Source organism: Microbacterium sp. (assembly GCF_036566905.1).
Taxonomy (GTDB): Bacteria; Actinomycetota; Actinomycetes; order Actinomycetales; family Microbacteriaceae; genus Microbacterium.
Map to the genome: position 1 here is coordinate 65,683 of NZ_DATCVK010000127.1, position 22,025 is coordinate 87,707.

Here is a 22,025-nt window from a genome sequence, read left to right on the forward strand (position 1 = left end):
AGACTACGAGCCGGCCTTGGCGTACAGTGCGTCGGCCTGCGACTGCGCGTCGGCGAGGAGTGCGGCGATGTCGGCGTTCTCGTCGGTGAGCACAGACTGGACGACCGTGTCGAGGAGAGCGTAGACGTCCTGCGTCGCGACCCGCGGCTCGGCGACGAGCGGCTGGTCGAAGATCGCGTCGGTGTAGGGCGCCATCTGCTCGACCGGCACGTTCACCGAAGGCGCGATCCACGCCTGGTACTCCTCGTACTGGCTCGCGTCGAAGATGGGCAGTTCGGGAGCGCCGACCGGCTGGCCGAGCGAGTCCGCAAGCTCCGCGGTCTCGACGACCGTGTCCTCGTCGGCGAGCTTGGCGAGGTAGTAGAAGTCGATCCACTTGACCGCGGCGGCCTGCGCCGACTCGTCGGCCTTCGGGCTGACGGCGGCCAGGGTGCCGCCCCCGAGGAGGCCGGGATCGTCGCCCTCGAGCGGAAGCACCGTCAGTCCGTAGTCGTCGGGGTTCAGCTCGTTCTGCGTCACCAGGTTGCCGTAGTTGCCGCCGCCCGACACGTACATGCCGATGCGTCCGGCAGCGAAGTCCTGGTTGATGGTGCCCCAGTCGTACAGGAAGTTGGAGCCCATCGAGTTGTCGGCCCAACGCAGCTCGTGGAGGTACTCCAGCGCCTCGGCGACGGCGGGGTCGGAATCGAGCGTGGGCGCCGTCGCGTCTGCGTTCTCGGTGCGTCCTCCGAACGCGTTGACCAGCGTCGTCAGGATCCACCCGCCGGTGTTGCCCGAGGTCATCGTCGCGTATCCGGCCTCTCCGGTCGCCTCCGAGATCGCCTTCGCCGCCTCTCGCACTTCGTCCCACGTGGTCGGAGGGGCATCCGGGTCGAGCCCGGCCGCCTCGAAGAGGGTGCGGTTGTAGTGCAGTCCCTGGCCGTACGCGGCGATCGGGATCGCCCACTGGCTGCCGTCGTCGGCCTGCCCCGCCTGCGCGACGTTGGGGTTGAAGCGATCCGCATACGGGAGTTTCGCGACGAGCTCCGACACGTCGGCGATCTGCTCGTTGGCGATGAGTCCCCGCCCGTCGGTGAACGGGATCGTGAAGACGTCGGGCAGCGTGCCGCCGGCGAGGTCGGTCGTGAAGGTGGGCGCCGTCCAGGTGTACTCCTGAGCCTCCACCGTGATGTCGGGGTTGTCCTTCTCGAACGCCTCGACACGCGCGTCGAAGTTGTCACGGGCCTCTTGCTCGAGCCCGGCGTCGATGGCGACGGTGATGGTGACGCCACCGTCGGCGTCATCGCCACCGGAAGCGGCGCATCCGGCGAGCAGTGCCGCCGTGGAGGTGAGTGCGAGCGCGCCGATGGCGGCGCGCCGGATCGTTGACGTCATTGTCGGGTCCTTTCGTTTCTGCTGTGTCGTGCTGTGGTGTGTGGTGCGGGTTGGTGCGGATCATGGGGCCGACGCAGGTGCCGCCTCCGGGTGTCAGGTTCGGCTGCTCACAGTGCCAGCCACACCGTGGAGTCAGGGGGAAGCATCGGTCCCCGATCATCTGTCGGCTGCGCGCTGGAGAGCAGCACCGCGCGGTGAGCGGGAACGGGCACGGCAACGGGGCCCAGGTTCGTCATCGACACTGTCCGTTCGCCGCGTCGGAAGGCGAGCACGTCGGCGCCGAGCTCGAGCCACGCCAGGTCCTCGCCGTGCAGGTCGCCGTTCTCGCGCCGCAGACGCAGGGCTTCGCGGTACAGCGACAGCATCGACCCCGGGTCATGTTCCTGCGCATCCGCGGCGAAGGGCGCCCAGTCCCGGGGCTGCGGAAGCCAGGTGTCCGCGCTCGGGGCGGTTCCGAAGCCGTAGGGCGGCCGGGTGCCCGACCACGGCAGCGGAACGCGGCATCCGTCCCGCCCAGGATCGACGCCTCCCGAACGGAAGTGCATGGGGTCCTGGATGACCGAAGTCGGCAGCTCCGCCTCGGGGAGGCCCAGTTCGTCGCCCTGATAGATGTACAGGCTTCCCGGCAGCGCCGCCGTCAGCAGGGCCGCCGCGCGTGCTCGACGCGTGCCCCGCGCGATGTCCGTGGGAGTGCCGAACCGCTTGCGTGCGAACGCGAACGCCGAGTCGGCGCGGCCGTACCGCGTGACCGGGCGGGTCACGTCATGGTTCGAGAGGACCCAGGTGGCGGGGGCGCCGACCGGCTGGTGCTCGGCGAGCGTGCGCTGGATCGAGCCGCGCAGCGCCGCGGCGCTCCACGGCTGTGTCATGAAGTCGAAGTTGAATGCCGTGTGCATCTCGTCGGGTCGCAGGTAGCGTGCGAACCGCTCAGCGTCGTCCAGCCACACTTCGCCGACGAGCACGCGGGTGCCTTCGTACTCGTCGGCAACGGCCCGCCAGCCGCGATAGATGTCGTGCAGTTCGTCTCGATCGACGTGCGGATGCGTCCCGGGGGCGTGGACGCTGTCACCGATAGGCGGCAGCGCGGGATCCTTGACCGGCAGCGCCGCCGAGTCGATGCGCACACCGGCGACGCCGCGGTCGAACCAGAACCGGAGGATGTCCTCGTGCTCACGGCGCACGTCGGGGTGATTCCAGTTCAGGTCCGGCTGCTCAGGCGTGAAGAGGTGCAGGTACCACTCTCCCGGTGTGCCGTCGGGGTTGGTCGTGCGCGTCCAGGTCTCGCCCTGGAAGCTCGAAACCCAGTCCGTCGGCATCTCGTCGCCGTCGGGGCCGCCGCCCGGGTGGAACCAGAAGCGCTCGCGCTCGGGGCTGCCCGGACCCGCGGCGAGCGCCGCCTGGAACCACGGGTGCTGATCCGAGATGTGGTTCGGCACCACGTCGATGATCGTGCGGATGCCGAGGGCCAGCCCCTCCTGGATCAGCAGCTCCGCCTCCTCGAGCGTGCCGAACCGGGGGTCGATGTCGCGGTAGTCCTGCACGTCGTAGCCACCGTCGGCCAGCGGGCTCGGGTACCACGGGTTGAACCAGAGGGCGTCGACGCCGAGGTCCTTGAGGTAGCCGAGACGGGCACGCACACCCGCGAGATCGCCCGTGCCGTCGCCGTTCCCGTCCGCGAAGCTGCGGACATAGACCTGGTAGATGACGGCCGACCGCCACCACAGCGGATTGTCGCTCGCGGGAACGGCTCGTTCGCCGCGGGTGAGGACCTCGGTGTCCACGTGACTCCTCGTCGTCGATGGAAGGACTCGATGCGACGAATGTATTCGTGGGGCGGTTGCTTTGCAAGTGTTGTACAGAATCATGCAAGATTACGATTTCGATCAGCGGCGGATGAGGTGCCCGCTGCGCGGGACGCCTCGACACCCGGTCGTTGAGCGAGCGAGGCACGAGCGAGACGAAACTCCCTGGACGCGACGCCGCAGCGAGGCTCGAGGCGTTTCGCCTTCGGGCGCCAGAGCGCCCTCCGCTCAACGACCGGGTGTTGCCGAAAGCGGGGGTCAGGCTGCGGCGGGGCCGGTCGAGGCCCGCAGCACCAGCTCGGGCTCGAAGAGCAGCTCGTCGCCGGGCTCGGTCGTTCCCGCGATCTGCGAGAGCAGCAGCTCGATGACGGTGCGCCCCATCGACTCGATGGGCTGGCGCACGGTGGTCAGCGGCGGTTCCGTGCAGCTCATGAGGAAGGAGTCGTCGAACCCCACCACGCTGACGTCGTCGGGCACCCGCAGGCCGTGCCGTCGCGCGGCACGCACCGCGCCGAGCGCGAGCGGGTCGCTGGCGCACACGATGGCGGTCGCCCCGGCGGCGAAGAGACGCGTGGCTCCGGCCTGTCCGGACTCCAGCGAGTACAGGCCCCGCACCACGAGCGAGTCCTCGAGCGGTGAGCCCAGTCGCTCCAGCAGCGGGCGCGCGGCGGCGAGCTTGCGCTGCGAGGGGATGTGGTCGAGCGGGCCGAGGAGCAGGCCGATGCGGCGGTGGCCGAGCTGGTGCAGGTGCTGGATCGCCTGCTCCGCGGCCGCGCCGTCGTCCGTCGAGACGGTGGCGAAGTCGAGGGCGTCGATCCGCGCGTTCACCAACACGGTCGGCAGGTGCACCTGGCGCAGCCGCTCGTAGTGCTCGTGCGCGGCATCCGCCTGGCTGTAGTTGCCACCGAGGAAGATCACGCCCGACACCTGCTGCTGCAGCAGCAGGTCGACGTAGTCCGACTCGGTGATGCCGCCGGCGTTCTGCGTGCACAGCAGCGGCGTGTAGCCGTTCTGCGTCAATCCGCCGCCGATGATCTCGGCGAGCGCGGGGAAGATCGGGTTCTGCAGCTCGGGCAGTACGAGTCCGACCAGGCGCGCCCGCTCGCCGCGGAGCTTGGTGGGGCGCTCGTACCCGAGCACGTCGAGCGCGGTGAGCACGGCCTGGCGCGTGGCCTCCGACACACCGGGCTTGTCGTTGAGCACGCGGCTGACGGTGGCTTCGCTGACCCCGACCTTGCGCGCCACTTCGGCGAGACGCTTCGACATGCGCTCAGTGTACGCAAGAACTTGCAGGATCGCGCAAGTGCGCGCAAGCGACGGATGCCGAACACGGTCGACCTGTCAAGACCGGGCAGCCGACCCGGTCGGGCGGCAGGATGAGGGCATGCCCGGCCCCTCCCTCGTGTGGTTCCGCGACGACCTGCGCCTCGCCGACAACCCCGCGATGCGAGCGGCCCTCGACCGCGGCGAGCCCGTGATCGGGCTCTACGTGCTCGACGAGGAGAGCCCCGGCATCCGCCCGCTCGGTGGGGCGGCGCGCTGGTGGCTGCACCACTCGCTCTCCTCTCTCGGCGAACGGCTGCGCGAGCGCGGCGGCGCCCTGGTGCTGCGGCGCGGCCCGGCCGATCGGGTGGTGCAAGAGACGGTGACGGATGCCGCGGCCGGCGCCGTCTTCTGGAACCGGCGCTACGGCGGGCCTGAGCGCGAGCTCGATGCCGGGCTCAAGTCCGCGCTTCGCGACGACGGCGTCGAAGTCTCGTCGTTCGCGGCCTCGCTGCTTTTCGAGCCGTGGACGGTGCGCACCGGCGCCGGAACCCCGTTCTCGGTGTTCACGCCTTTCTGGCGCGCGTGCCTCGCCCTCCCCGCCCCCCGCGCGCCCCTCGCCGAACCGCGAGAGGTCGGCGGGCCGCGCCGCTCTCCGGCATCCGACTCGCTCGACGATTGGGCGCTGCTGCCCACGCGACCCGACTGGGCGGGCGGACTGCGCGAGACGTGGGAGCCGGGCGAACCTGCCGCCCGCCGACGGCTGAGCGAGTTCCTGCGGGTCGACGTCGCGCACTACGACCGCGCGCGGGACGAGCCCGCCGCCGGCGCGACCTCGCTGCTGTCACCGCGCCTCCGCTGGGGCGAGCTCAGCCCGCACACCGTGTGGCACGAGACCGTCGAGGCCGGTGCCGGAGGCAGGTTCCTGTCCGAGCTCGGGTGGCGGGAGTTCGCGTGGCATGTCCTCTTCCACCACCCCGATCTCGCGAGCCGCAATCTGCGGTCCGAGTTCGACGCGTTCCCGTGGCCCCGGCTGAAGCCCACCCACCTCGAGGCCTGGCAGCGGGGCCGCACCGGCGTCGCGCTCGTCGACGCGGGCATGAAGGAGCTCTGGCACACCGGCTACATGCACAACCGCGTCCGGATGGTGGCGGCATCCTTCCTGATCAAGAACCTGCTCATCGACTGGCGGCGCGGCGAGGAGTGGTTCTGGGACACGCTCGTCGACGCGGACGGCGCCAACAACCCGTTCAACTGGCAGTGGGTGGCAGGTTCGGGCGCCGACGCGGCGCCGTACTTCCGCATCTTCAACCCGCAGCTGCAGGCCAGGAAGTTCGACCCCGACGGGCACTACGTGCGCGAGTGGGCACCCGAGCATCTCGGAGAGCACCCGCCCGAGCCCATCGTCGACCTCGGCGAGACGCGGAAGGCCGCGCTCGACGCGTACGAGCACGTCAAGCGGGCCGCCCGCGCCTGACCGACCCGCCCCCGATCGCTACCAGGCGTACGCTTCGGGCGCCTGGCCGCCGGGGCCGGGGAACAGCTCGTCGAGCGCCGTCAGGTCGTCGTCGCTGAGCCGGATGTCGAGGGCCGACACCGCGGACTCGAGCTGCTCGACGGTGCGGGGCCCGATGATCGGTCCGGTGACGCCCGGCTGGTGCAGCAGCCACGCGAGCCCGAGGGCCGACGGCGCCCAGCCGCGCTCCTGCGCGAACCGCTCGTAAGCCGCGAGCTGGTCGCCGCGCTGCTCGCGCTGCGACGCGACGCGAGCCGTGGCCGACCGTGCGTTGGCGTCCGAGGATCCGCCGCTGAGCAACCCGCCCGCCAGCGGCGACCACGGCAGGATACCGAGGCCGTAGTTCTGCGCCGCGGGGATGACCTCGAGCTCGATGGAGCGCTGCACGAGGTTGTACAGCGACTGCTCGCTGACCAGCCCCAGGAAGTTGCGCTGCGTAGCGATCTCGTTCGCCTGCGCGATGTTCCACGCCGCGAAGTTCGAGCTGCCGGTGTAGACGACCTCGCCCCGCGCCACCAGCACCTCCATGGCCTGCCAGAGCTCGGGCCACGAGATGTGCCGGTCGATGTGGTGGAACTGGTACAGGTCGATGCGGTCCGTCTGCAGGCGGCGCAACGACCCGATCGCCTCCCGACGCACCTGCCATGCCGACGCCCCGCGCGCGTTGACGACGTCGCCGTCGGGTGTGGGATCGACCATCGGCGAGTGCACCTTCGTCGCCAGGACGATGTCGTCGCGCACGCCGGGGCGGGCGGCGAACCACCGGCCGATGATCTCCTCGGTGGCGCCGCGGCCGCCGGAGCCGCCGTAGCCGTTCGCCGTGTCGAAGAAGTTCACGCCGAGTTCCAGCGCGCGGTCCATGATCGCGAACGCATCCTCTTCCGAGGTGCGGTCGCCGAAGTTCATCGTGCCGAGCACGATCCGCGAGACGGAGGTGCCGGTTCGTCCGAGGTGCACGTAGTCCATCCCGCCATCGTCACACGACTCCCGGGGCGCGGGGGCAGGTTTCCGAAAACGTTTCCCGGATTTCCTCCCGTGTCGACGCGCGGAATGCGCGCGGCCCCCACCCGGTTGCCGCCCGTCATGACAACGATCGGAATCATCGGTGCAGGACATATCGGCAGCGCGCTCGCACGCGCCTTCTCGGGACTCGGGTACGACGTCGTGATCGCCAACTCACGCGGGCCCGAGAGCCTGGCCGGCCTGGTCGCCGAGCTCGGGCCGAAGGTCACCGCCGCGACCGCCGCCGACGCGGCCGCCGCCGGCGACATCGCCGTGGTGACGGTGCCGCTCAAGGCGCTGAAGGAGCTCCCGGTCGAGCCGCTCGCCGGCAAGATCGTGCTCGACACCATCAACTACTACTTCGAGCGCGACGGCCACATCGACGCCCTCGACCGCGGCGAGGCCACGACATCCGGACTGGTGCAGGCGCACCTGCCGGCCTCGAAGGTGGTGAAGGCGTTCAACCAGATCCTCGCGTCCGAGATCAACACCACAGGCCTGCCGGCGGGCGATCCCGACCGCCGTGCCCTCGGCACCGCGAGCGACCATGAGGATGCCGTCGAGCTGGTGACGGGCATCTACGACGCCCTCGGGTTCGACACCGTCAGCGCCGGACCGCTCAGCGAGTCGTGGCGGCTGGAGCGCGACCGGCCGGCGTACACCGCGCGCCAGACCGCCGCCGAGCTGCGCGAGAACATCGCGAAGGGCAACCGCCTCCCCTGATCGCGGACCGCGCCATCGGGCCGGATCCCGCGGGATCCGGCTCGATCCGGAATGCGGATGCCGGGCCGCGCGGTTGCAGTCCACGATGAGTACTGCAGTCCCCGCCCCGGCCCTGCCCGACTTCGCCCTCTCCGTCCTCGACCTCGTCCCGGTGCGCACCGGCCAGACGAGCGCGCAGGCGGTCGCGGCATCCCTCTCCCTCGTCGACGCCGCCGATCGGCTGGGCTACCGCCGGTACTGGTTCGCCGAGCACCACAACATGCCGGCCGTCGCGTCGACCACGCCGCCGGTGCTGGCGGCGGCCGCAGCGGCTCGCACCTCGCGGATCCGCCTCGGCTCGGGCGGCGTCATGCTGCCGAACCACTCGCCACTCGTGGTGGCCGAGCAGTTCGCGGCGCTCGAGGCGCTCGCCCCCGGTCGCATCGACCTGGGCCTCGGCCGCGCGCCCGGGTCGGACCCGGTGATCACCCAGCTGCTGCGCCAGAGCGGCACCACGAGCGATGTCGAGCGCTTCCCCGACCACGTGCGCGACATCCTCTCCCTTGTCGCTCCCGACGGCGCCTCCCTGCGCTTCACGTCGGGCGGCACGTACGACGTGCACGCCACACCGGCCGCCACCACGACGCCCGAGGTGTGGCTGCTCGGCTCGAGCGACTACTCCGCCCAGCTCGCGGCATCCCTCGGCCTGCCGTATGTCTTCGCGAACCACTTCTCGGGCGAAGGGCTCGAGCGCGCGCTCGAGCTCTACCGCACGGCGTTCGTGGCGTCCGAGACGCTTGCGGCCCCGCGGACGTTCCTGACCGCGAACGTGCTCGTCGCACCGACGGACGACGAGGCAGAGGCACGTGCGCTGCCGAACCTGCGCATGACCGCGCGTCTGCGCACGAACCAGCCGCTCGTCGCCCTCGAGACCGTCGAGGCCTCGATCGCGAACGCCGCCGACTTCGCCGGTCTCGGCGACACGTTCATGGCGTCGGCACGCGCGAAGTGGTTCGTCGGCACCGCGCCGTCCGTGGCATCCGACCTCCGCACCTTCGCCGCCCGGCACGGCGTCGACGAGGTCATGATCTCGCCGATCGCCGGTTCCTACGAGAACGAGCCGATGGATGCCGCCCCCGGCCGCCTGCAGACGCTCGAGCTGCTCGCCGCCGAGCTCGGCCTGGCGCCCTGACGTCTGGAGCTCGCCGACCCAGCGGAGCGGGATCCTCCGGAGAGCGCACGGGCTCGGGACCGGCGGGCGCCGCGGGCGAGGTCGACGCCGCGGGTAAGCGCGCCGGAGGAGCCGCAGGACCGAGCCCCCACCTACCAGGCGAGCAGTTTGTGCGGCGTGACCTCGATGACCACCGAGTAGCGCTCGGCCATGGTCGCCGTCGTGAGCCCGAGCCGCTGCAGCCACGCGTCGTACTTCGCCGTGTAGGCGTCGCCGATCCGCTTTACCCAGGCGCTCGACGGCTCTGGAGAGATCGCGGCCCTACCGCGCAGGACGGTGAGCTGCTCGCCGTCGCTTCCGGCTTCCAAGTGCAGGAGGACGCGGTCGTTCGCCCGGAGGTTGCGCACCTTCGCCGTCTCGGGCTCGCTCATGATCAATGCGCGTCCGTCGGCCCACAGAAACCAGATGGGCACGGCGTGCGGGTAGCCGTCGCGGCCGATCGTGCCGAGCCAGGCGACCTGCTCGGTCTCGAGGCGTCGGAGCGCACGGGCGTGGACGTCGTTCGCGGGGTCGAAGGCGAACGCCTCTGCGGTCATTCCTGCACCTCGGGCTCGCCGGAGATGAGACCGCGCAGCCAGTCGCGGGCCTCGACGAATACGTCGTCGGCGTACCGCTCGGGGTAGCGGACGACGGCGCGGTCGGCCCGCGGGTACGAGCCGAGGAAGGTCACGCGCGGGCTGAAGCGGCGCAGGCCCAGGAGGGCGTCGGCCATGCGCTCGTCTTCGAGGTGCCCGTCGGCATCGACCACGAAGCGGTACCGGCCGAGCTCGTCGCCGATCGGGCGGGAGGCGAGCAGCGACAGGTTGATGCCCCGGGTGGCGAACTGCTCGAGCATCTCGAGCAGGGCACCGGGATGGTCGTCGGGCAGCTCGACGATGAGCGAGGTCTTGTCGGCGCCGGTCGGGGGCGGCGGCACGACCGTGCGGCTCACCAGTACGAAGCGGGTGACCGCGTTGGGGTTGTCGCCGATGTTCGAGGCGAGCAGCTCGAGCTCGTGGTGCTCCAGGATGCCGGGCGGTGCGATCGCGGCATCCGCATCGCTCGATCCGTCGAGGAGGCTCATCGCACTGGCGACGTTGCTGGCTGCCGGCACGTGAGCGTGGGCGGGAAGGCTCCCCGAGAGCCACTGCAGGCACTGCGCGTAGGCCACCGGATGCGCCGCGATGAGCGACACGTCCTCGAGCCGCGCACCCGGTCGGCCGACCAGCACGAACTCCACCGGCACGAGGTACTCCCCCACGATGCGGAGCCCGGGCACGGTGGCGAGCGCGTCCTGCGCCGTCGACACCCCGCCGTCGACGGAGTTCTCGATGGCGATCATCGCGGCATCCGATCGGCCTTCGACGACGTCCGCGAGCGCTTCGCCGACGTTGCGGACCGACCTCCACTCGTGGCCGCGCGCCTCCGGTACCTGCGCGAGGGCCGCCTCGGTGAACGTGCCCGCAGGCCCGAGATAGCTGTACGTGCGGCGGGTGGGAACGGATGCCTCGGCGGAGGCGACCTCGGAAGTCACGCGTGCCAGCCTAGCCGCGCACCAGCGCTCCTCGACCGTGGGCCCACTGCGCCGACGGCCGCGCGTTCGCAATTCAGGCAGATCGCCCCAGACGGACCCATTCCCGCCCTCATCCGGCCTATCTGCCTGCGTCATGCGCACCGACCGCGTCGCACGTGGAGCACCGTTTTTCCTCAAGCCGTGCGAGCACGCCCCTGCGGCAGGCAGACTGGGACGCATGAGTCGCGCAGGACAGCCCGCCGAAGCATCCGACCTCATCGACATCGATGAGGTGATCTCCGCCTATTACGACATCGCGCCCGATCCGGGCGTGCCCGAGCAGCGCGTGGCGTTCGGCACCAGCGGCCACCGCGGCTCTTCGCTGTCGGCCAGCTTCAATGAGACCCACATCCTCGCCACGACGCAGGCGATCGTCGACTACCGTCGGGCGCAGGGCATCGAGGGGCCCCTGTTCCTCGGCCGCGACACCCACGGCCTGTCGCTGCCCGCTGAGCGCAGCGCCATCGAGGTGCTCGTCGCCAACGGCGTCGACGTGCGCGTGGACGCCCGCGACTCGTGGGTGCCGACTCCCGCGCTCAGCCACGCGATCCTCACGTACAACCGCGGCAAGGATGCCGCCGACCCGAGCCGCTCCGACGGCATCGTGGTGACCCCGAGCCACAACCCGCCGCGCGACGGCGGCTTCAAGTACAACCCGCCGAACGGCGGACCCGCCGACACCGACGCGACGGGCTGGATCGCCGACCGGGCGAACGAGCTCATCGCGGCGAACCTGGAGGGCGTGGCGCGGACGCCGTTCCGCGATATCGACGCCGACACGCTCGGCGAGTACGACTTCCGCGACGCCTACGTGCGCGACCTCTCGAACATCATCGACGTCGAGGCGATCCGCCGCGCGGGCGTGCGCATCGGCGCCGACCCACTGGGCGGCGCCTCCGTCGAGTACTGGGCGCTCATCGCAGAGGTGCACGGCCTCGACCTCACCGTCGTGAACCCGGATGTCGACCCGACGTGGCGCTTCATGACGCTGGACTGGGACGAGAAGATCCGCATGGACCCGTCGTCGCCCTCGGCGATGGCCGGCCTCATCGGCCGCCGCGACGAGTACGACATCCTCACGGGCAACGACGCGGACGCCGACCGGCACGGGATCGTGACGCCCGACGCGGGGCTGATGAACCCCAACCACTACCTGGCCGTCGCGATCGACTACCTCTACTCGCACCGCCCGGACTGGCCCGCGGATGCCGCGATCGGCAAGACGCTCGTGAGCTCTATGATCATCGACCGCGTGGCCGAATCGCTGGGGCGTCGGCTGCTGGAGGTTCCGGTGGGCTTCAAGTGGTTCGTCCCCGGCCTCCTCGACGGCTCCGTCGCGTTCGGCGGCGAGGAGTCGGCGGGCGCATCGTTCCTGCGCCGCGACGGGAGCGTCTGGACGACCGACAAGGACGGCATCCTGCTGTGCCTGCTGGCCGCCGAGATCATCGCCGTGACCGGCAAGACGCCCTCGCAGCGCTACGCGGAGCTCGAGGCCGAGTTCGGCGCCTCGGCGTACCAGCGCGTCGATGCCCCGGCATCCCCCGCCCAGAAGTCCGCCCTCGGAAAGCTGGCGCCCGAGGCGGTCACCGCGACCGAGCTCGCCGGCGAGCCGATCACCGCGAAGCTGTCGCACGCGCCCGGCAACGGGGCCGCGATCGGCGGCCTCAAGGTGCAGACCGAGCACGCATGGTTCGCCGCGCGCCCGTCGGGCACCGAAGACGTCTACAAGCTCTACGCCGAGTCGCTCCGCGGTCCCGAGCACCTCGCGCAGGTGCAGGCCGAAGCCCGCGAGGTCGTGTCACAGGCGCTCGCCGGCGCCTGAGACACGGTCGTCGGGCGGGCCCATCGGACCCCGTGCCGCCCGTCGGTCCGGGGCGTTTCGTCTCGGTCGCTGGCGCCCCCTCGCTCAACGACCGAAGGTCAAGGTCCCGGTCGTTGAGCGAGCGAGGAACGAGCGAGACGAAACGCGCCTGACCGCAGACGGAAATCGCCCGAACCCACGCGAGGGACGCATGGGCTCGGGCGATGTTCTATCGTCCGCGGGTCGGCCGGCCGGGGCCGGTGCGACCCGGGTGCGGTCAGGACCGCGTCACGCCGCGGCGACGCGTGAACAGCACGTAGAGGCCGAGCACGATGATCGCGCCGAGGATGGATCCGATGATCCCGGCCGGCTGCAGGAAGCCCCCGTTGGGGTCGCTTCCGAAGAGCAGGAAGCCCAGGAAGCCGCCGACGAACGAGCCGACGATTCCGAGGACGATCGTGAGCAGAATGCCCATGCTCTGCTTGCCCGGGATGATGGCGCGAGCGATGAGGCCGGCGATGAGGCCGATGATGATGAGGCCCAGAATTGTCCAGAGCATGATCTCTCCTTTGTCTCGTGGACACTGCGGGGGGTGCGGTGTCTCGGTTGAGATGACGACGACGTTAGCGCGGGCCCGATCTGCGAAGCGCCCCCTACCGTTCGAACGCAAAACGCGCTATATACGCGAGCGTTGCCACGTCTTCTGACGATATAGGCGAGGGGGAAGCGTTTTCCCGGAGACTCCGGCACAATGGACGAGTGACCCACCTGACGCTGCGCCGCGACGACAAGGACCTGACCGTGGCAACGGGCGGGGTCGACATCGCGCGGTACGTCTTCGAACCGGGCGGCGCCCTCTCCGAGGGCCCCAAGCCCTTCCTGCATCCGGTGCGGGCGCTCGACGGCGCCCCGCTCACCGCGTACCGCCCGTGGGATCACCGCTGGCACAAGGGCCTGCAGATGACGTGGACACACGTGTCGGGCGAGAACTTCTGGGGCGGCAACACCTACCGGCCCGACACCGGCGACTACGCCCTGCTCGACAACGTCGGCCGCATGCGCCATGACGGTTTCACGGCGATGACGGATGCCGGTGCCGAGGTGTCGTTCACCGAGCAGCTCACCTGGATCACGCAGGGCGGTGAGGAGTGGGTGGCCGAGACGCGGACGCACCGCTTCCACGGCGTCGACACCGAGCGCGGGCTGTGGCTGCTGGACTTCTCGACGACGCTCCGCAACGTCGCCGGCCGCGATCTCGAATTCGGGAGCCCCACCACGCAGGGCCGCCCGAACGCCGGCTACACCGGCTTCGTCATCCGGATGCCGCGCGCCTGGACCGGCGGCCGCGTGCTGGCCGGCGGCCTGCCCGACGACGCAGGCGCCGACGCCGTCATGGGTCTCGACGCCCCGTGGGTCGCCCTCTCGGGCGAGTACGACGAGTTCGACGGCGGCGGCACGGTGCTCGCGTTCGCGGGCACGTCGACCGGTGGCCCCGCGATCCGCTGGTTCGTGCGCAGCGAGCCGTTCCCGATCCTTGCGCCCTCCCCCACGTTCGACGAGCACGTCGTGCTCGCGCCGGGAGCCGAGCTCGCGCTCGCGCACCGCCACGTCTTCGGCGACCGCATCTGGACCCCCGACGAGACCCGCGCCCTGGCGGACGAACTGGCGCCCTGAGCAGTTCGCCTCTCCGGCGCTCAGCGTGCCGCACGTTCAACAGGTCAACCGCGGTTCCACAGGAGCTTCGGGCGCCGGATCTCCTGTGGAAAGCCGGTTGACCTGTTGAAGAGAGGTGCGACGCCTCGTCTCGCTGGCGCTCGCTCAGCGACCGGGGCGAGGCCCCGGTCGCTGAGCGAGGAGCGCCGGCGACGAGACGAAGAGCGGGTCAGGAGGCGGTGACCTCGAGGTCCGTGCGGACAGGAAGGTCCCAGGCCGAGGGGCCGGCCGCGACGACGTAAGCACCGGGCTGAACCCGCAGCGCGCCGGCGTGGAGCCAGTCGTCGACCGCTCCCGGCAGACGCACGTCGTCATCCCAGACCGCGAGGCGGTCGGGCGAGAACGCGAGCTCGACGTCACAGACCTCGCCGGGCGCGAGCCGCACGCGGCGATACGCGACGAGCACCCGGCGCGGGGTCGGGATCGCGAAGTCGCCGGTGGGCAGCGCGTACAGCTGCACCAGCTCCTCGGCAACGCGGTCACCGGTGTTGCGCACCCGCACCACCGCCCGGACGACGGGGTCGTCGGCGCGCGGCGCGAAGCCGGCGTGACGGTGCGTGGGCGCCGGCGCAGGTGCGGACGCGGCATCGGGCAGCGTCACGGACTCGTAGGCGACGGGCGCGTACGCGAGGCCGTGACCGAACGCGAACGCGGGCGCGCCGGCCTGGTGGCGATAGGTCGCACCCTGCCGCAGCGTGTCGTAGTCGAAGAGGTCGCCCGCCTGCTCCTCGGTGGCGGGCCAGCTCTGCGACAGTCGTCCCGACGGCTCGCGATCGCCCGAGAGCACGTCGACGACGCCGTGCCCGAGCTCCTGTCCGCCGTGGCTCGACCACACGACGGTGGCGGCATCCACGTCGTCCAGCACGTAGGGGTAGCTCGACACGATCGTGAGCACAGCGCGCGGGTTCGCCTCGCGTGCCGCGCGCCAGACATCTGCGGCAGCGGAGGGCAGCCGCAGATGCGGACGGTCCTCGGTTTCGCGCCCCGCGAGGTGCGGGTCGTTGCCCACCGCGACGAGGACGGCGTCGGCTCGCGCGGCCGCCTCGGCGACCGCGGAGGCGCCCGAGCGCACGACGCGCACGCCGAATCGCTCGGCGTTCTCGAGGGTCACGGCCTCGGCCGCGAGCAGCCCGGAGTCGCGGAACGTCCGGACCCATCGGCCCGAGCCGAGGTGCAGCAGCGACCAGGTGCCGTCGGCGTGCACGTGGGCGCGGAAGCTCTCCTGCACGATCCACCCACCGACGCGGGCGGCGTCGGCGCGCATCGGCCAAGAGCCGCCGGTGAGCAGCAGCCCGCTCGCGTGGGAGCGGAGCGTGAGGATGCCGTCACCCCAGTCCGTGACGTCGAACAGCGCGTCGTCGCCGACGGCGTCGGCCGACGCTTCGACGACTGAGCCGTCCGCGGCGGCCACGACGTAGCGGCCGTTCGACGCGGCGCGCAGCGCCACCGTGTCGGCGCCGGTCACGACCTCCGCCTCGCCGAAGCGCTCGGCGGCCGCCGCACCGATCCCCACCGAGTACGGCGGCGTGCCGGCGTACCAGTCGGTGAGCACGACGTCGGCCAGCGGTCCGACGACCGCGACCTTCGCGGCATCCGAGAGTGGCAGCACTCCGTCGTCGTTCCGCAGCACGACGACGGAGCGCGCCACCGTCTCGCGGGCGAGCTCGCGCGCCTCCGGCGCGTCGATCGCCTCGACGCCGATGCCCGCGTACGGGTCGTCGGCACCGTCGAACTCACCGGTGCGGATGCGCAGCTCGAGCAGTCGCACCACCGCCCGGTCGATGTCGTCTGTCGTGAGGAGCCCGGCCTCGAGCGCCTCGCGGAGGTAGCCGATGGTCGGCGCCGCGTTCGTCTCGTTGTCGGTGAACGAGTCCAGCCCCGAGCGCACCAGCGCTGCGGCGGCGTGGATGTGGTCGGGCTGCGAGCGCTGGGTCGTCACGAGGAACGTGGGCGCTCCGGCATCCGACACCACCGCGAGGGATTCGTCCGTCCACGACCGGGCCTCGGCGACGAGCTCCGGCTGCGTATGTGCAGGGATGCCGTTGACCTGGTTGTAGGCGAGCATGATGCCGCCTGCCGCACCCGCCTCGATCGCGCCGCGGAAGGCGGGCAGCTCCTCTTCATGCAGCGTGCGCAGCGACATCTCGGACGACGTCGTGGAGCGGTCGGTCTCATTGTTGTAGGCGAGGAAGTGCTTGAGCGCGGGCACCGTGCGCCAGACGCGGGGGTGGTCGCCGCGCAGGCCCTGCGAGTACGCCGTGCCGAACACGGCGGTGACGTGCGGGTCCTCGGAATAGCCCTCCTCGTTGCGCCCCCACGCGGGGTGACGCAGCGTGTTGACCACCGGCGCCCAGACGTTGAGGCTCACGAGCGCGTTCTCGGCGCGCTTGGCGCGCACCTCGATCGCGGCCACCTCGCCCACCTTCTCGACGAGGTCGGTGTCCCACGTCGCAGCGAGGCCGACGGGCTGCGGGAACACCGTCGCCCGGCCGAGCCACGCGGCGCCGTGCAGCGCCTCGCAGCCGGTGTGCCACGCGGCGACCCCGAGCCGCTCGATCGCGGGTGCCGCCTGATGCAGCATCGCGAGGCGCTCGTCGGGCGTCAGCCGGTCGAGCAGGTCGCGCGCACGCGCCTCGAGCGGCTGGTCGACCTGCCGGAACAGTGGCTGCTCCTCGGCGGGCGCGCCGGGCGCGCCGGCACTCGCGGATTCGAAGGGCTGCTGCGCACCCGTCTCGAGGTCTTCGGTCACCGTCTCACTCATCGTGCGTCCTCCTCGATCTCGATGCGAATCTCTCCGGATGCCGCGGCGCGGGCGATCCGGTCTCCGAGCTGCAGCGCCCACGGCGCCCGCGCGTCGTCCGAGGCGGCGATGATCGCTCCGCCCTCGCGGCGCACGCGGAATGTGGTGGCGCCGGAGGCGCCGATGGATCCCTTGGCGTCATGGCCGGGCACCGTCGTGACGGCGTCGTAGCCGTCGGGTAGCTCGAAGCAGCGCAGGGTCACGCCGTCCGCCCAGTCGTAATCGGGGCGGCTGTCGTCGGCGCCGAACGGCAGCACGGTGCCGGGACGCACGCGCAGCGGCACCGAGTCGTAGCCGTGGGTCTCACCCACCCACCGGCGGCCGTCGACGACCGAGCCGTCCAGGAGCGAAGTCCACCGCCCCTCGGGCACGTAGTACTCCACGCTGCCGTCGGCGGTGAACACGGGGGCCACGAGCAGCGACTCGCCCAGCATGTACTGGGTGTCGGCGTCGAAGCCGGAGCGGTCGCAGGGGAACTCCAGCACCATCGGACGCATCATCGGCGTGCCGTCCGCGTGCGCCTGCTCGGCCGCACCGGCCAGATACGGCATGAGCCGCATCTTCAGCTTCGTGAACTCGCGGGCGATGTCGACGGCCTCCTCGTCGAACGCCCACGGCACGCGCACCGACGACGAGCCGTGCAGCCGCGAGTGCGACGACAGCAGGCCGAAGGCGAGCCACCGCTTGAACAGGCCCGGGTCGGGCGTGCCCTCGAACCCGCCGATGTCATGGCTCCAGTAGCCGAAGCCCGACATCGCGAGCGACAGCCCGCCGCGCAGCGACTCCGCCATCGAGAGGAAGGTCGAGTCGTTGTCGCCGCCCCAGTGCACCGGGAACTGCTGCGACCCGGCGGTCGCCGACCGCGCGAAGACGACCGCGTCGCCGACGCCGTGGTGCCGCTCGAGCGCGCGGAAGACGACCTCGTTGTAGAGCTTCGCGTAATAGTTGTGCATGCGGTGAGGGTCCGACCCGTCGTGCCACACGACGCCCTCGACCGGGATCCGCTCGCCGAAATCGGTCTTGAACGCGTCGACGCCCTGGTCGAGCAGTCCCTGCAGCTTCGCGACGTACCAGTCCGCCGCCTCGGGGTTCGTGAAGTCCACGAGCCCCATGCCGGCCTGCCACATGTCCCACTGCCATACGCTGCCGTCGATGCGCCGGAGCAGGTAGTCCTTCTCGGCCGCCTCACGGAACAGCGCCGACCGCTGGGCGATGTAGGGGTTGATCCACACCGACACGTGGACGCCCCGCTCGTGCATCCGCGCGATCTGACCGACCGGGTCGTGGAAGGCGCGGGCGTCCCACTCGAAGTCGGTCCACTGGTACTCCCGCATCCAGAAGCAGTCGTAGTGGAAGACCGACAGCGGGATGTCGCGCTCGGCCATGCCGTCGACGAAGGCGCTCACGGTGTCTTCGTCGTAGCTGGCGGTGAAGGATGTCGTGAGCCACAGTCCGAACGACCACGCCGGCACGCGCGCCGGACGCCCGGTGAGCGCGGTGTAGCGGCGCAGCACGTCCTTCGGCTCGGGCCCGGCGATGACGTAGTAGTCGAGCGACTCGCCGTCGACCGAGAACTGCACGCGCGAGTTGACCTCGCTGCCGACCTCGAACGAGACGTTGGCGGGGTTGTCGACGAAGACGCCGTAGCCGCGCGACGTGATGTAGAACGGCACGTTCTTGTACGACTGCTCGCTCGAGGTGCCGCCGTCGGCGTTCCACGTGTCGACGACCTGGCCGTTCTTCACGAACGCGCCGAAGCGCTCGCCGAGCCCGTAGACGCGCTCGCCCGGTTCGATGCTCAGCTGCTGGTGCACCCAGGTGGGCTGCGTGCCGCCGGCGGCCGTGCCCGCGGTGCCGGGGGTCCCGGTCGTGCCGTTCTTGCCGCTGGTGCCGGTGAAGTGCCCGATCGATCGCGGCAGCGAGCTGGTGAGCACGCGCCCGTCGCTCTGGAAGTCGACGCGCCACTGACCGGCGGACCGCGAGACCCGCGCGGCCAACGAGCCGGACGTGAGGACGCCGCACTCGTCGTCGATCGCGATGTCCGGCCGGAAGCCCTCCTCGCCGAACACCTCGAAGTCGGGGCCGTGGTGCACGGCACCCGCGTGCCGCTCGACCCGCACCTTGACGACGCCGGGCGCCGGGGCTGAGAGCGTCATCGTCAGCATCGCGCGGTTGAGGGTGTCGCCGCGGTCGCGGATCACGGCGGTCGGGGCATACACCGTCATGGTGCCGGCCGCCTCGTCGTGGCGGATGTCGTCGACCTCGACCGCATACAGCGGGGCGAGTCCTGGCCGGGTGAGCCAGTAGCCATCGGTGAACTTCACTCTGCGTGCCTTTCGATGAGCACCATGGCGGCGCCGGGGGCGAGTGTGGCCCGCCCGTCGACGTCCGCGTCCGACAAGAGATCCCGGTGCGGCCCGGGCACAGTGACGTGCCTCGTCGCCAGACCGTGGTTGAGAAGGAAGAGGGCGTCGCCGCGCCGCACCGCCTCGACATCGTCGGGGAGCACGCGCTCGGGCACGACGCCCGTCACGCCGGCGGCATCGAGCGCGTCGTCGAGGACGGCGGCGAGCGCGTCGTCCGAGGCGACGGCGCCGAGGTACCAGGCGGTGCCGTCACCGACACGGTGGCGCGTGATCGCCGGCGCTCCGGCGAGGTGCCCGTCGCCGAAGCGGGAGAGCACGTCGGCGCCGTCGGCGCGCAGTCGCTCGCCGAGCACGGTCGCCTCGGCCGTCGCCGGACCGGTCGTCCAGCCGGCCTCGACCGTGAGTGGCGTCGGCGCGTCGGGAAGCCCCACCCACTCCTCGCCGCTGATGCCGACGAGGTCGCGCAGCAGCACCGGCGAACGTCCGGTGAGGATGCCGGCGTTCACGTCGGCGACTCCCGAGAAGGGGCCGACGACGAGGCTCGCGCCGCCCTGGACCGCCGCGCGGAGGGCGGCCGCGGCATCCGTCTCCACGATGTACGTGTGCGGCACGAGCACGACCCGGTACGCCGAGAGGTCGGCACCGGGGCGCACCAGGTCGACCGCGATGCCGCGACGCCACAGCGCACGGTGCCAGCGCTGGACCTGCTCGAGCGTGTCGAGCCGCTCGGTCGGCCGCCCGGGCTCGTCGGCGGCCCAGCGCGAGGGCCAATCGAAGACGAGCGCGACGGATGCCGCCACCCGGCCGCCGACCACCGGCCGCAGCCGCTGCAGGTCGGCGCCCAGTGCGCAGGCGCCCTCGAAGACCTCGGTGTCGGCTCCGGCGTGCGGCAGCAGCGCGGAGTGGAAGCGCTCGGCGCCCGTGCGGGCCTGACGCCACTGGAAGAAGCAGATCGCATCGGCGCCGCGCGCGACGGCCTGCAGCGAGTCGAGGCGCGCGCGATCCCGGCTCTTGGGGAGGTTGTGCGGGCGCCACGAGGTCGCGCTCACCGCTTGCTCCATGAGCACCCACGGACGGCCACCGCCGAGCGAGCGCATGAGGTCCTGCACGAGCGCGATGTCGGACGACGCGGTCGGGGCGGCGTGGTCGGGGTACTGGTCGTCGGCGACGACGTCGACGTCGCCCGCCCACTCCCACAGATCGGTGAGCGGCTCGAACCCCATGAAGTTCGTGGTGACCGGCTGCGTCGCACCGGCATCGCGGATCGCGTCGCGCTGCTCGGCGAAGACGCGCTGCAGCGCCCACGATGTGTAGCGGCGGAAGTCGAGCGACTGCGCCGGGTTCACGAGGTATGGCATGCGCCGCGGCGGCACGATCTCCTCGAAGTCGCGATAGCGCTGCGCCCAGACAAGCGTGCCCCACGCGTCGTTGAGCGCGTCGATCGTGCCGTAGCGGTCGGCCAGCCACAGCCGGAACTCGCGCGCGGCCTCGTCGCCGAAGTCGATCTGGCCGAACTCGTTGCCGACGTGCCACATGCGCACCGCCGGGTGGGTCGCGTAGCGCTCCGCCATCGCCGTCGCGATCGACAGGGCGTGCTCGCGATAGACCCGCGAGGCCGGCGTGAACTGATTGCGCGATCCGGCGGCGAGGCGCACGCCGTCGGGGTTCACGGGCAGCGTCTCGGGGTGCAGGATGCCGAGCCACGGCGGCGGCGACGCCGTCGGCGTGGCGAGGTCGACGGCGATGCCATGCGTGTGCAGCAGGTCGAGCACCTCGTCGAGCCACGCGAAGTCGCGCTCCCGCGGCGACGGCTCGAGGCGCGCCCAGCTGAAGACACCGACCGTCACGAGGTTGACGCCGGCGCGGACCATGAGCTCGACATCCTCGTCCCAGACCTCGCGGGGCCACTGCTCGGGGTTGTAGTCGCCGCCGAAGCAGATGCCGAGTTCGCGGGTGAGCTCACCGAACGCGTCGATGCGGCGCGGGTGCGGGGTGACGGCCATGGAGCGGAGAACCTCTTCGCTGAGTTTCGTGCGGCGGACGGGGTGATCGACGAGCGGAAGCCGAAGTGAGCGACGATCTTTCGAAGCGCTTCAACACCGAGACCATATACTAAGGGTGTGACGATGTCCACGCGCCGCGATGATGCGGCCACGCACCTCCCCTCCGATGCTCTGCACTCTCTTCGCGCGTCCACGCCGGCCGCTCGATGGCTCGAGGCGTACCCCGTCGGCAATGGCCTGCGCGGCGCCATGTGCGCCGGACTCGCAGGAGGCGAGAAGCTGTGGCTGAACGACATCACGGCGTGGTCGGGTCATGACGGGGCCGATCCGCTCGAGGGCGTCACCGCGCGCGGGGCGCAGGCGCTCGAGTCCGTCCGTGGGGCGATCGAGGCGGGCGATCTCGACGCCGCGGACGCGCTGCTGCAACGGATGCAGACGCCCTGGGTGCAGGCCTACCTGCCCCTCGGCTGGATCGACATCGCCGTGCTCGCGCCCGATGCGACAGCGGGGTCGGCGTCGCGCCGCCTGGACCTCACGACGGGCATCGCCGAACACGAGTACCGCATCGGCGGCGTCGAGGTGCGCCATCGCACCTGGGCGGATCTCGTGACCGGCGCGATCATGCACGAGATCACGGCGAGCGCGCCCGTGCAGGTGAACGTGGAGGTGGGATCGCTGCTGCGCCCGCGCTCCGACACAGGCTCTTCCGACGGCGCCCTCGCCACGCAGTGGTGGCTGCCGATCGACGTGGCGCCGGGCCACGAGCAGCCTGCCGAGCCGGTCCGATACGACGAGCGGATCGGACGCCACGGCGCGGTCGTGGTGCGCGCCTTCGGCGCCGCCGACGTGGCCGACGGCGTCCTCGCCGCCGCCGCCGCGACCACGCACCTGTTCGCCGTC

The 22,025-nt window shown here is 71.4% G+C and carries 15 protein-coding genes and 1 pseudogene; 6 read left to right on the forward strand and 10 right to left on the reverse strand.

The annotated features are described in order from the left end of the window. Positions 1-3: 3 nt before the first annotated feature. The 3 genes and pseudogenes from VIP82_RS09755 to VIP82_RS09765 form a co-directional block, all read right to left on the reverse strand. Positions 4-1,374: an ABC transporter substrate-binding protein gene (locus tag VIP82_RS09755; RefSeq protein WP_331908034.1), complete on the reverse strand. Its 1,371-nt coding sequence runs from the start codon at positions 1,372-1,374 to the stop codon at positions 4-6. Between the two features lie 107 nt (positions 1,375-1,481). After that, positions 1,482-3,155: a glycoside hydrolase family 13 protein gene (locus VIP82_RS09760; protein ID WP_331908036.1), complete on the reverse strand. Its 1,674-nt coding sequence runs from the start codon at positions 3,153-3,155 to the stop codon at positions 1,482-1,484. 279 nt (positions 3,156-3,434) lie between these two features. Continuing rightward, positions 3,435-4,481, reverse strand: a pseudogene (locus tag VIP82_RS09765) (LacI family DNA-binding transcriptional regulator); the annotation flags it as partial. Positions 4,482-4,560: 79 nt separating this feature from the next. On the opposite strand from VIP82_RS09765, the gene VIP82_RS09770 reads away from it, so the two are divergent. Then, positions 4,561-5,916 (forward strand): cryptochrome/photolyase family protein, encoded by a 1,356-nt coding sequence (locus tag VIP82_RS09770; RefSeq protein ID WP_331908038.1) that lies wholly within the window; start codon positions 4,561-4,563, stop codon positions 5,914-5,916. Positions 5,917-5,934: 18 nt separating this feature from the next. Here the strand turns inward: VIP82_RS09770 and VIP82_RS09775 are convergent, their stop codons facing one another. Continuing rightward, positions 5,935-6,921 (reverse strand): aldo/keto reductase, encoded by a 987-nt coding sequence (locus VIP82_RS09775; protein WP_331908040.1) that lies wholly within the window; start codon positions 6,919-6,921, stop codon positions 5,935-5,937. A gap of 117 nt (positions 6,922-7,038) precedes the next feature. On the opposite strand from VIP82_RS09775, the gene VIP82_RS09780 reads away from it, so the two are divergent. After that, the gene (locus tag VIP82_RS09780) at positions 7,039-7,680 is read left to right on the forward strand and encodes an NADPH-dependent F420 reductase (RefSeq protein WP_331908042.1); all 642 of its coding nucleotides are present in this window, start codon (positions 7,039-7,041) and stop codon (positions 7,678-7,680) included. Positions 7,681-7,765: 85 nt separating this feature from the next. Beyond that, on the forward strand, positions 7,766-8,851 hold the full coding sequence (locus VIP82_RS09785) for an LLM class flavin-dependent oxidoreductase (protein ID WP_331908044.1): 1,086 nt from the start codon (positions 7,766-7,768) through the stop codon (positions 8,849-8,851). A gap of 131 nt (positions 8,852-8,982) precedes the next feature. On the opposite strand, the gene VIP82_RS09790 is transcribed toward VIP82_RS09785, so the two are convergent. Both VIP82_RS09790 and pheA read right to left on the reverse strand, forming a co-directional pair. Beyond that, a complete protein-coding gene (locus tag VIP82_RS09790; protein ID WP_331908045.1) occupies positions 8,983-9,426 on the reverse strand; it encodes a TIGR03618 family F420-dependent PPOX class oxidoreductase in 444 nt (147 codons plus the stop codon). Beyond that, positions 9,423-10,403, reverse strand: coding sequence for a prephenate dehydratase (gene pheA, locus VIP82_RS09795; protein WP_331908047.1), 981 nt, complete (start codon positions 10,401-10,403; stop codon positions 9,423-9,425). Before pheA ends, VIP82_RS09790 begins: the two co-directional genes overlap by 4 nt. Before the next feature lie 217 nt (positions 10,404-10,620). Here pheA and pgm point away from each other — a divergent pair, with 217 nt between their 5' ends. Beyond that, a complete protein-coding gene (gene pgm / locus VIP82_RS09800) occupies positions 10,621-12,264 on the forward strand; it encodes a phosphoglucomutase (alpha-D-glucose-1,6-bisphosphate-dependent) (RefSeq protein ID WP_331908049.1) in 1,644 nt (547 codons plus the stop codon). A gap of 256 nt (positions 12,265-12,520) precedes the next feature. Here the strand turns inward: pgm and VIP82_RS09805 are convergent, their stop codons facing one another. Next, positions 12,521-12,802 carry a GlsB/YeaQ/YmgE family stress response membrane protein gene (locus VIP82_RS09805; protein ID WP_331908051.1) on the reverse strand — a complete coding sequence of 94 codons (282 nt, stop codon included), beginning with the start codon at positions 12,800-12,802 and terminating at the stop codon, positions 12,521-12,523. A gap of 200 nt (positions 12,803-13,002) precedes the next feature. On the opposite strand from VIP82_RS09805, the gene VIP82_RS09810 reads away from it, so the two are divergent. Then, the gene (locus VIP82_RS09810; protein ID WP_331908053.1) at positions 13,003-13,917 is read left to right on the forward strand and encodes a DUF6807 domain-containing protein; all 915 of its coding nucleotides are present in this window, start codon (positions 13,003-13,005) and stop codon (positions 13,915-13,917) included. Positions 13,918-14,125: 208 nt separating this feature from the next. On the opposite strand, the gene VIP82_RS09815 is transcribed toward VIP82_RS09810, so the two are convergent. The 3 genes from VIP82_RS09815 to VIP82_RS09825 are packed head-to-tail and all read right to left on the reverse strand — an operon-like array spanning position 14,126 to position 21,125. Then, positions 14,126-16,717: a glycoside hydrolase family 3 C-terminal domain-containing protein gene (locus tag VIP82_RS09815; RefSeq protein ID WP_331908055.1), complete on the reverse strand. Its 2,592-nt coding sequence runs from the start codon at positions 16,715-16,717 to the stop codon at positions 14,126-14,128. Then, positions 16,714-19,080, reverse strand: coding sequence for an alpha-xylosidase (gene yicI / locus VIP82_RS09820; protein WP_331908057.1), 2,367 nt, complete (start codon positions 19,078-19,080; stop codon positions 16,714-16,716). Before yicI ends, VIP82_RS09815 begins: the two co-directional genes overlap by 4 nt. Continuing rightward, positions 19,077-21,125, reverse strand: coding sequence for a beta-galactosidase (locus VIP82_RS09825; protein WP_331908059.1), 2,049 nt, complete (start codon positions 21,123-21,125; stop codon positions 19,077-19,079). Before VIP82_RS09825 ends, yicI begins: the two co-directional genes overlap by 4 nt. A gap of 123 nt (positions 21,126-21,248) precedes the next feature. Here VIP82_RS09825 and VIP82_RS09830 point away from each other — a divergent pair. Then, on the forward strand, positions 21,249-22,025 hold a 777-nt coding region (locus tag VIP82_RS09830), incomplete at its 3' end, for a glycoside hydrolase N-terminal domain-containing protein (protein ID WP_331908063.1).

What these genes read in the sequence shown, in the direction of transcription:
- VIP82_RS09755 (WP_331908034.1), bottom strand. Translation starts at nt 1,374, where the DNA reads ATGACGTCAACGATCCGGCGCGCCGCCATCGGCGCGCTCGCACTCACC.
- VIP82_RS09805 (WP_331908051.1), bottom strand. Translation starts at nt 12,802, where the DNA reads ATGCTCTGGACAATTCTGGGCCTCATCATCATCGGCCTCATCGCCGGC.
- VIP82_RS09790 (WP_331908045.1), bottom strand. Translation starts at nt 9,426, where the DNA reads ATGACCGCAGAGGCGTTCGCCTTCGACCCCGCGAACGACGTCCACGCC.
- pgm (WP_331908049.1), top strand. Translation starts at nt 10,621, where the DNA reads ATGAGTCGCGCAGGACAGCCCGCCGAAGCATCCGACCTCATCGACATC.
- VIP82_RS09780 (WP_331908042.1), top strand. Translation starts at nt 7,039, where the DNA reads ATGACAACGATCGGAATCATCGGTGCAGGACATATCGGCAGCGCGCTC.
- VIP82_RS09785 (WP_331908044.1), top strand. Translation starts at nt 7,766, where the DNA reads ATGAGTACTGCAGTCCCCGCCCCGGCCCTGCCCGACTTCGCCCTCTCC.
- VIP82_RS09770 (WP_331908038.1), top strand. Translation starts at nt 4,561, where the DNA reads ATGCCCGGCCCCTCCCTCGTGTGGTTCCGCGACGACCTGCGCCTCGCC.
- VIP82_RS09775 (WP_331908040.1), bottom strand. Translation starts at nt 6,921, where the DNA reads ATGGACTACGTGCACCTCGGACGAACCGGCACCTCCGTCTCGCGGATC.
- VIP82_RS09825 (WP_331908059.1), bottom strand. Translation starts at nt 21,125, where the DNA reads ATGGCCGTCACCCCGCACCCGCGCCGCATCGACGCGTTCGGTGAGCTC.
- VIP82_RS09815 (WP_331908055.1), bottom strand. Translation starts at nt 16,717, where the DNA reads ATGAGTGAGACGGTGACCGAAGACCTCGAGACGGGTGCGCAGCAGCCC.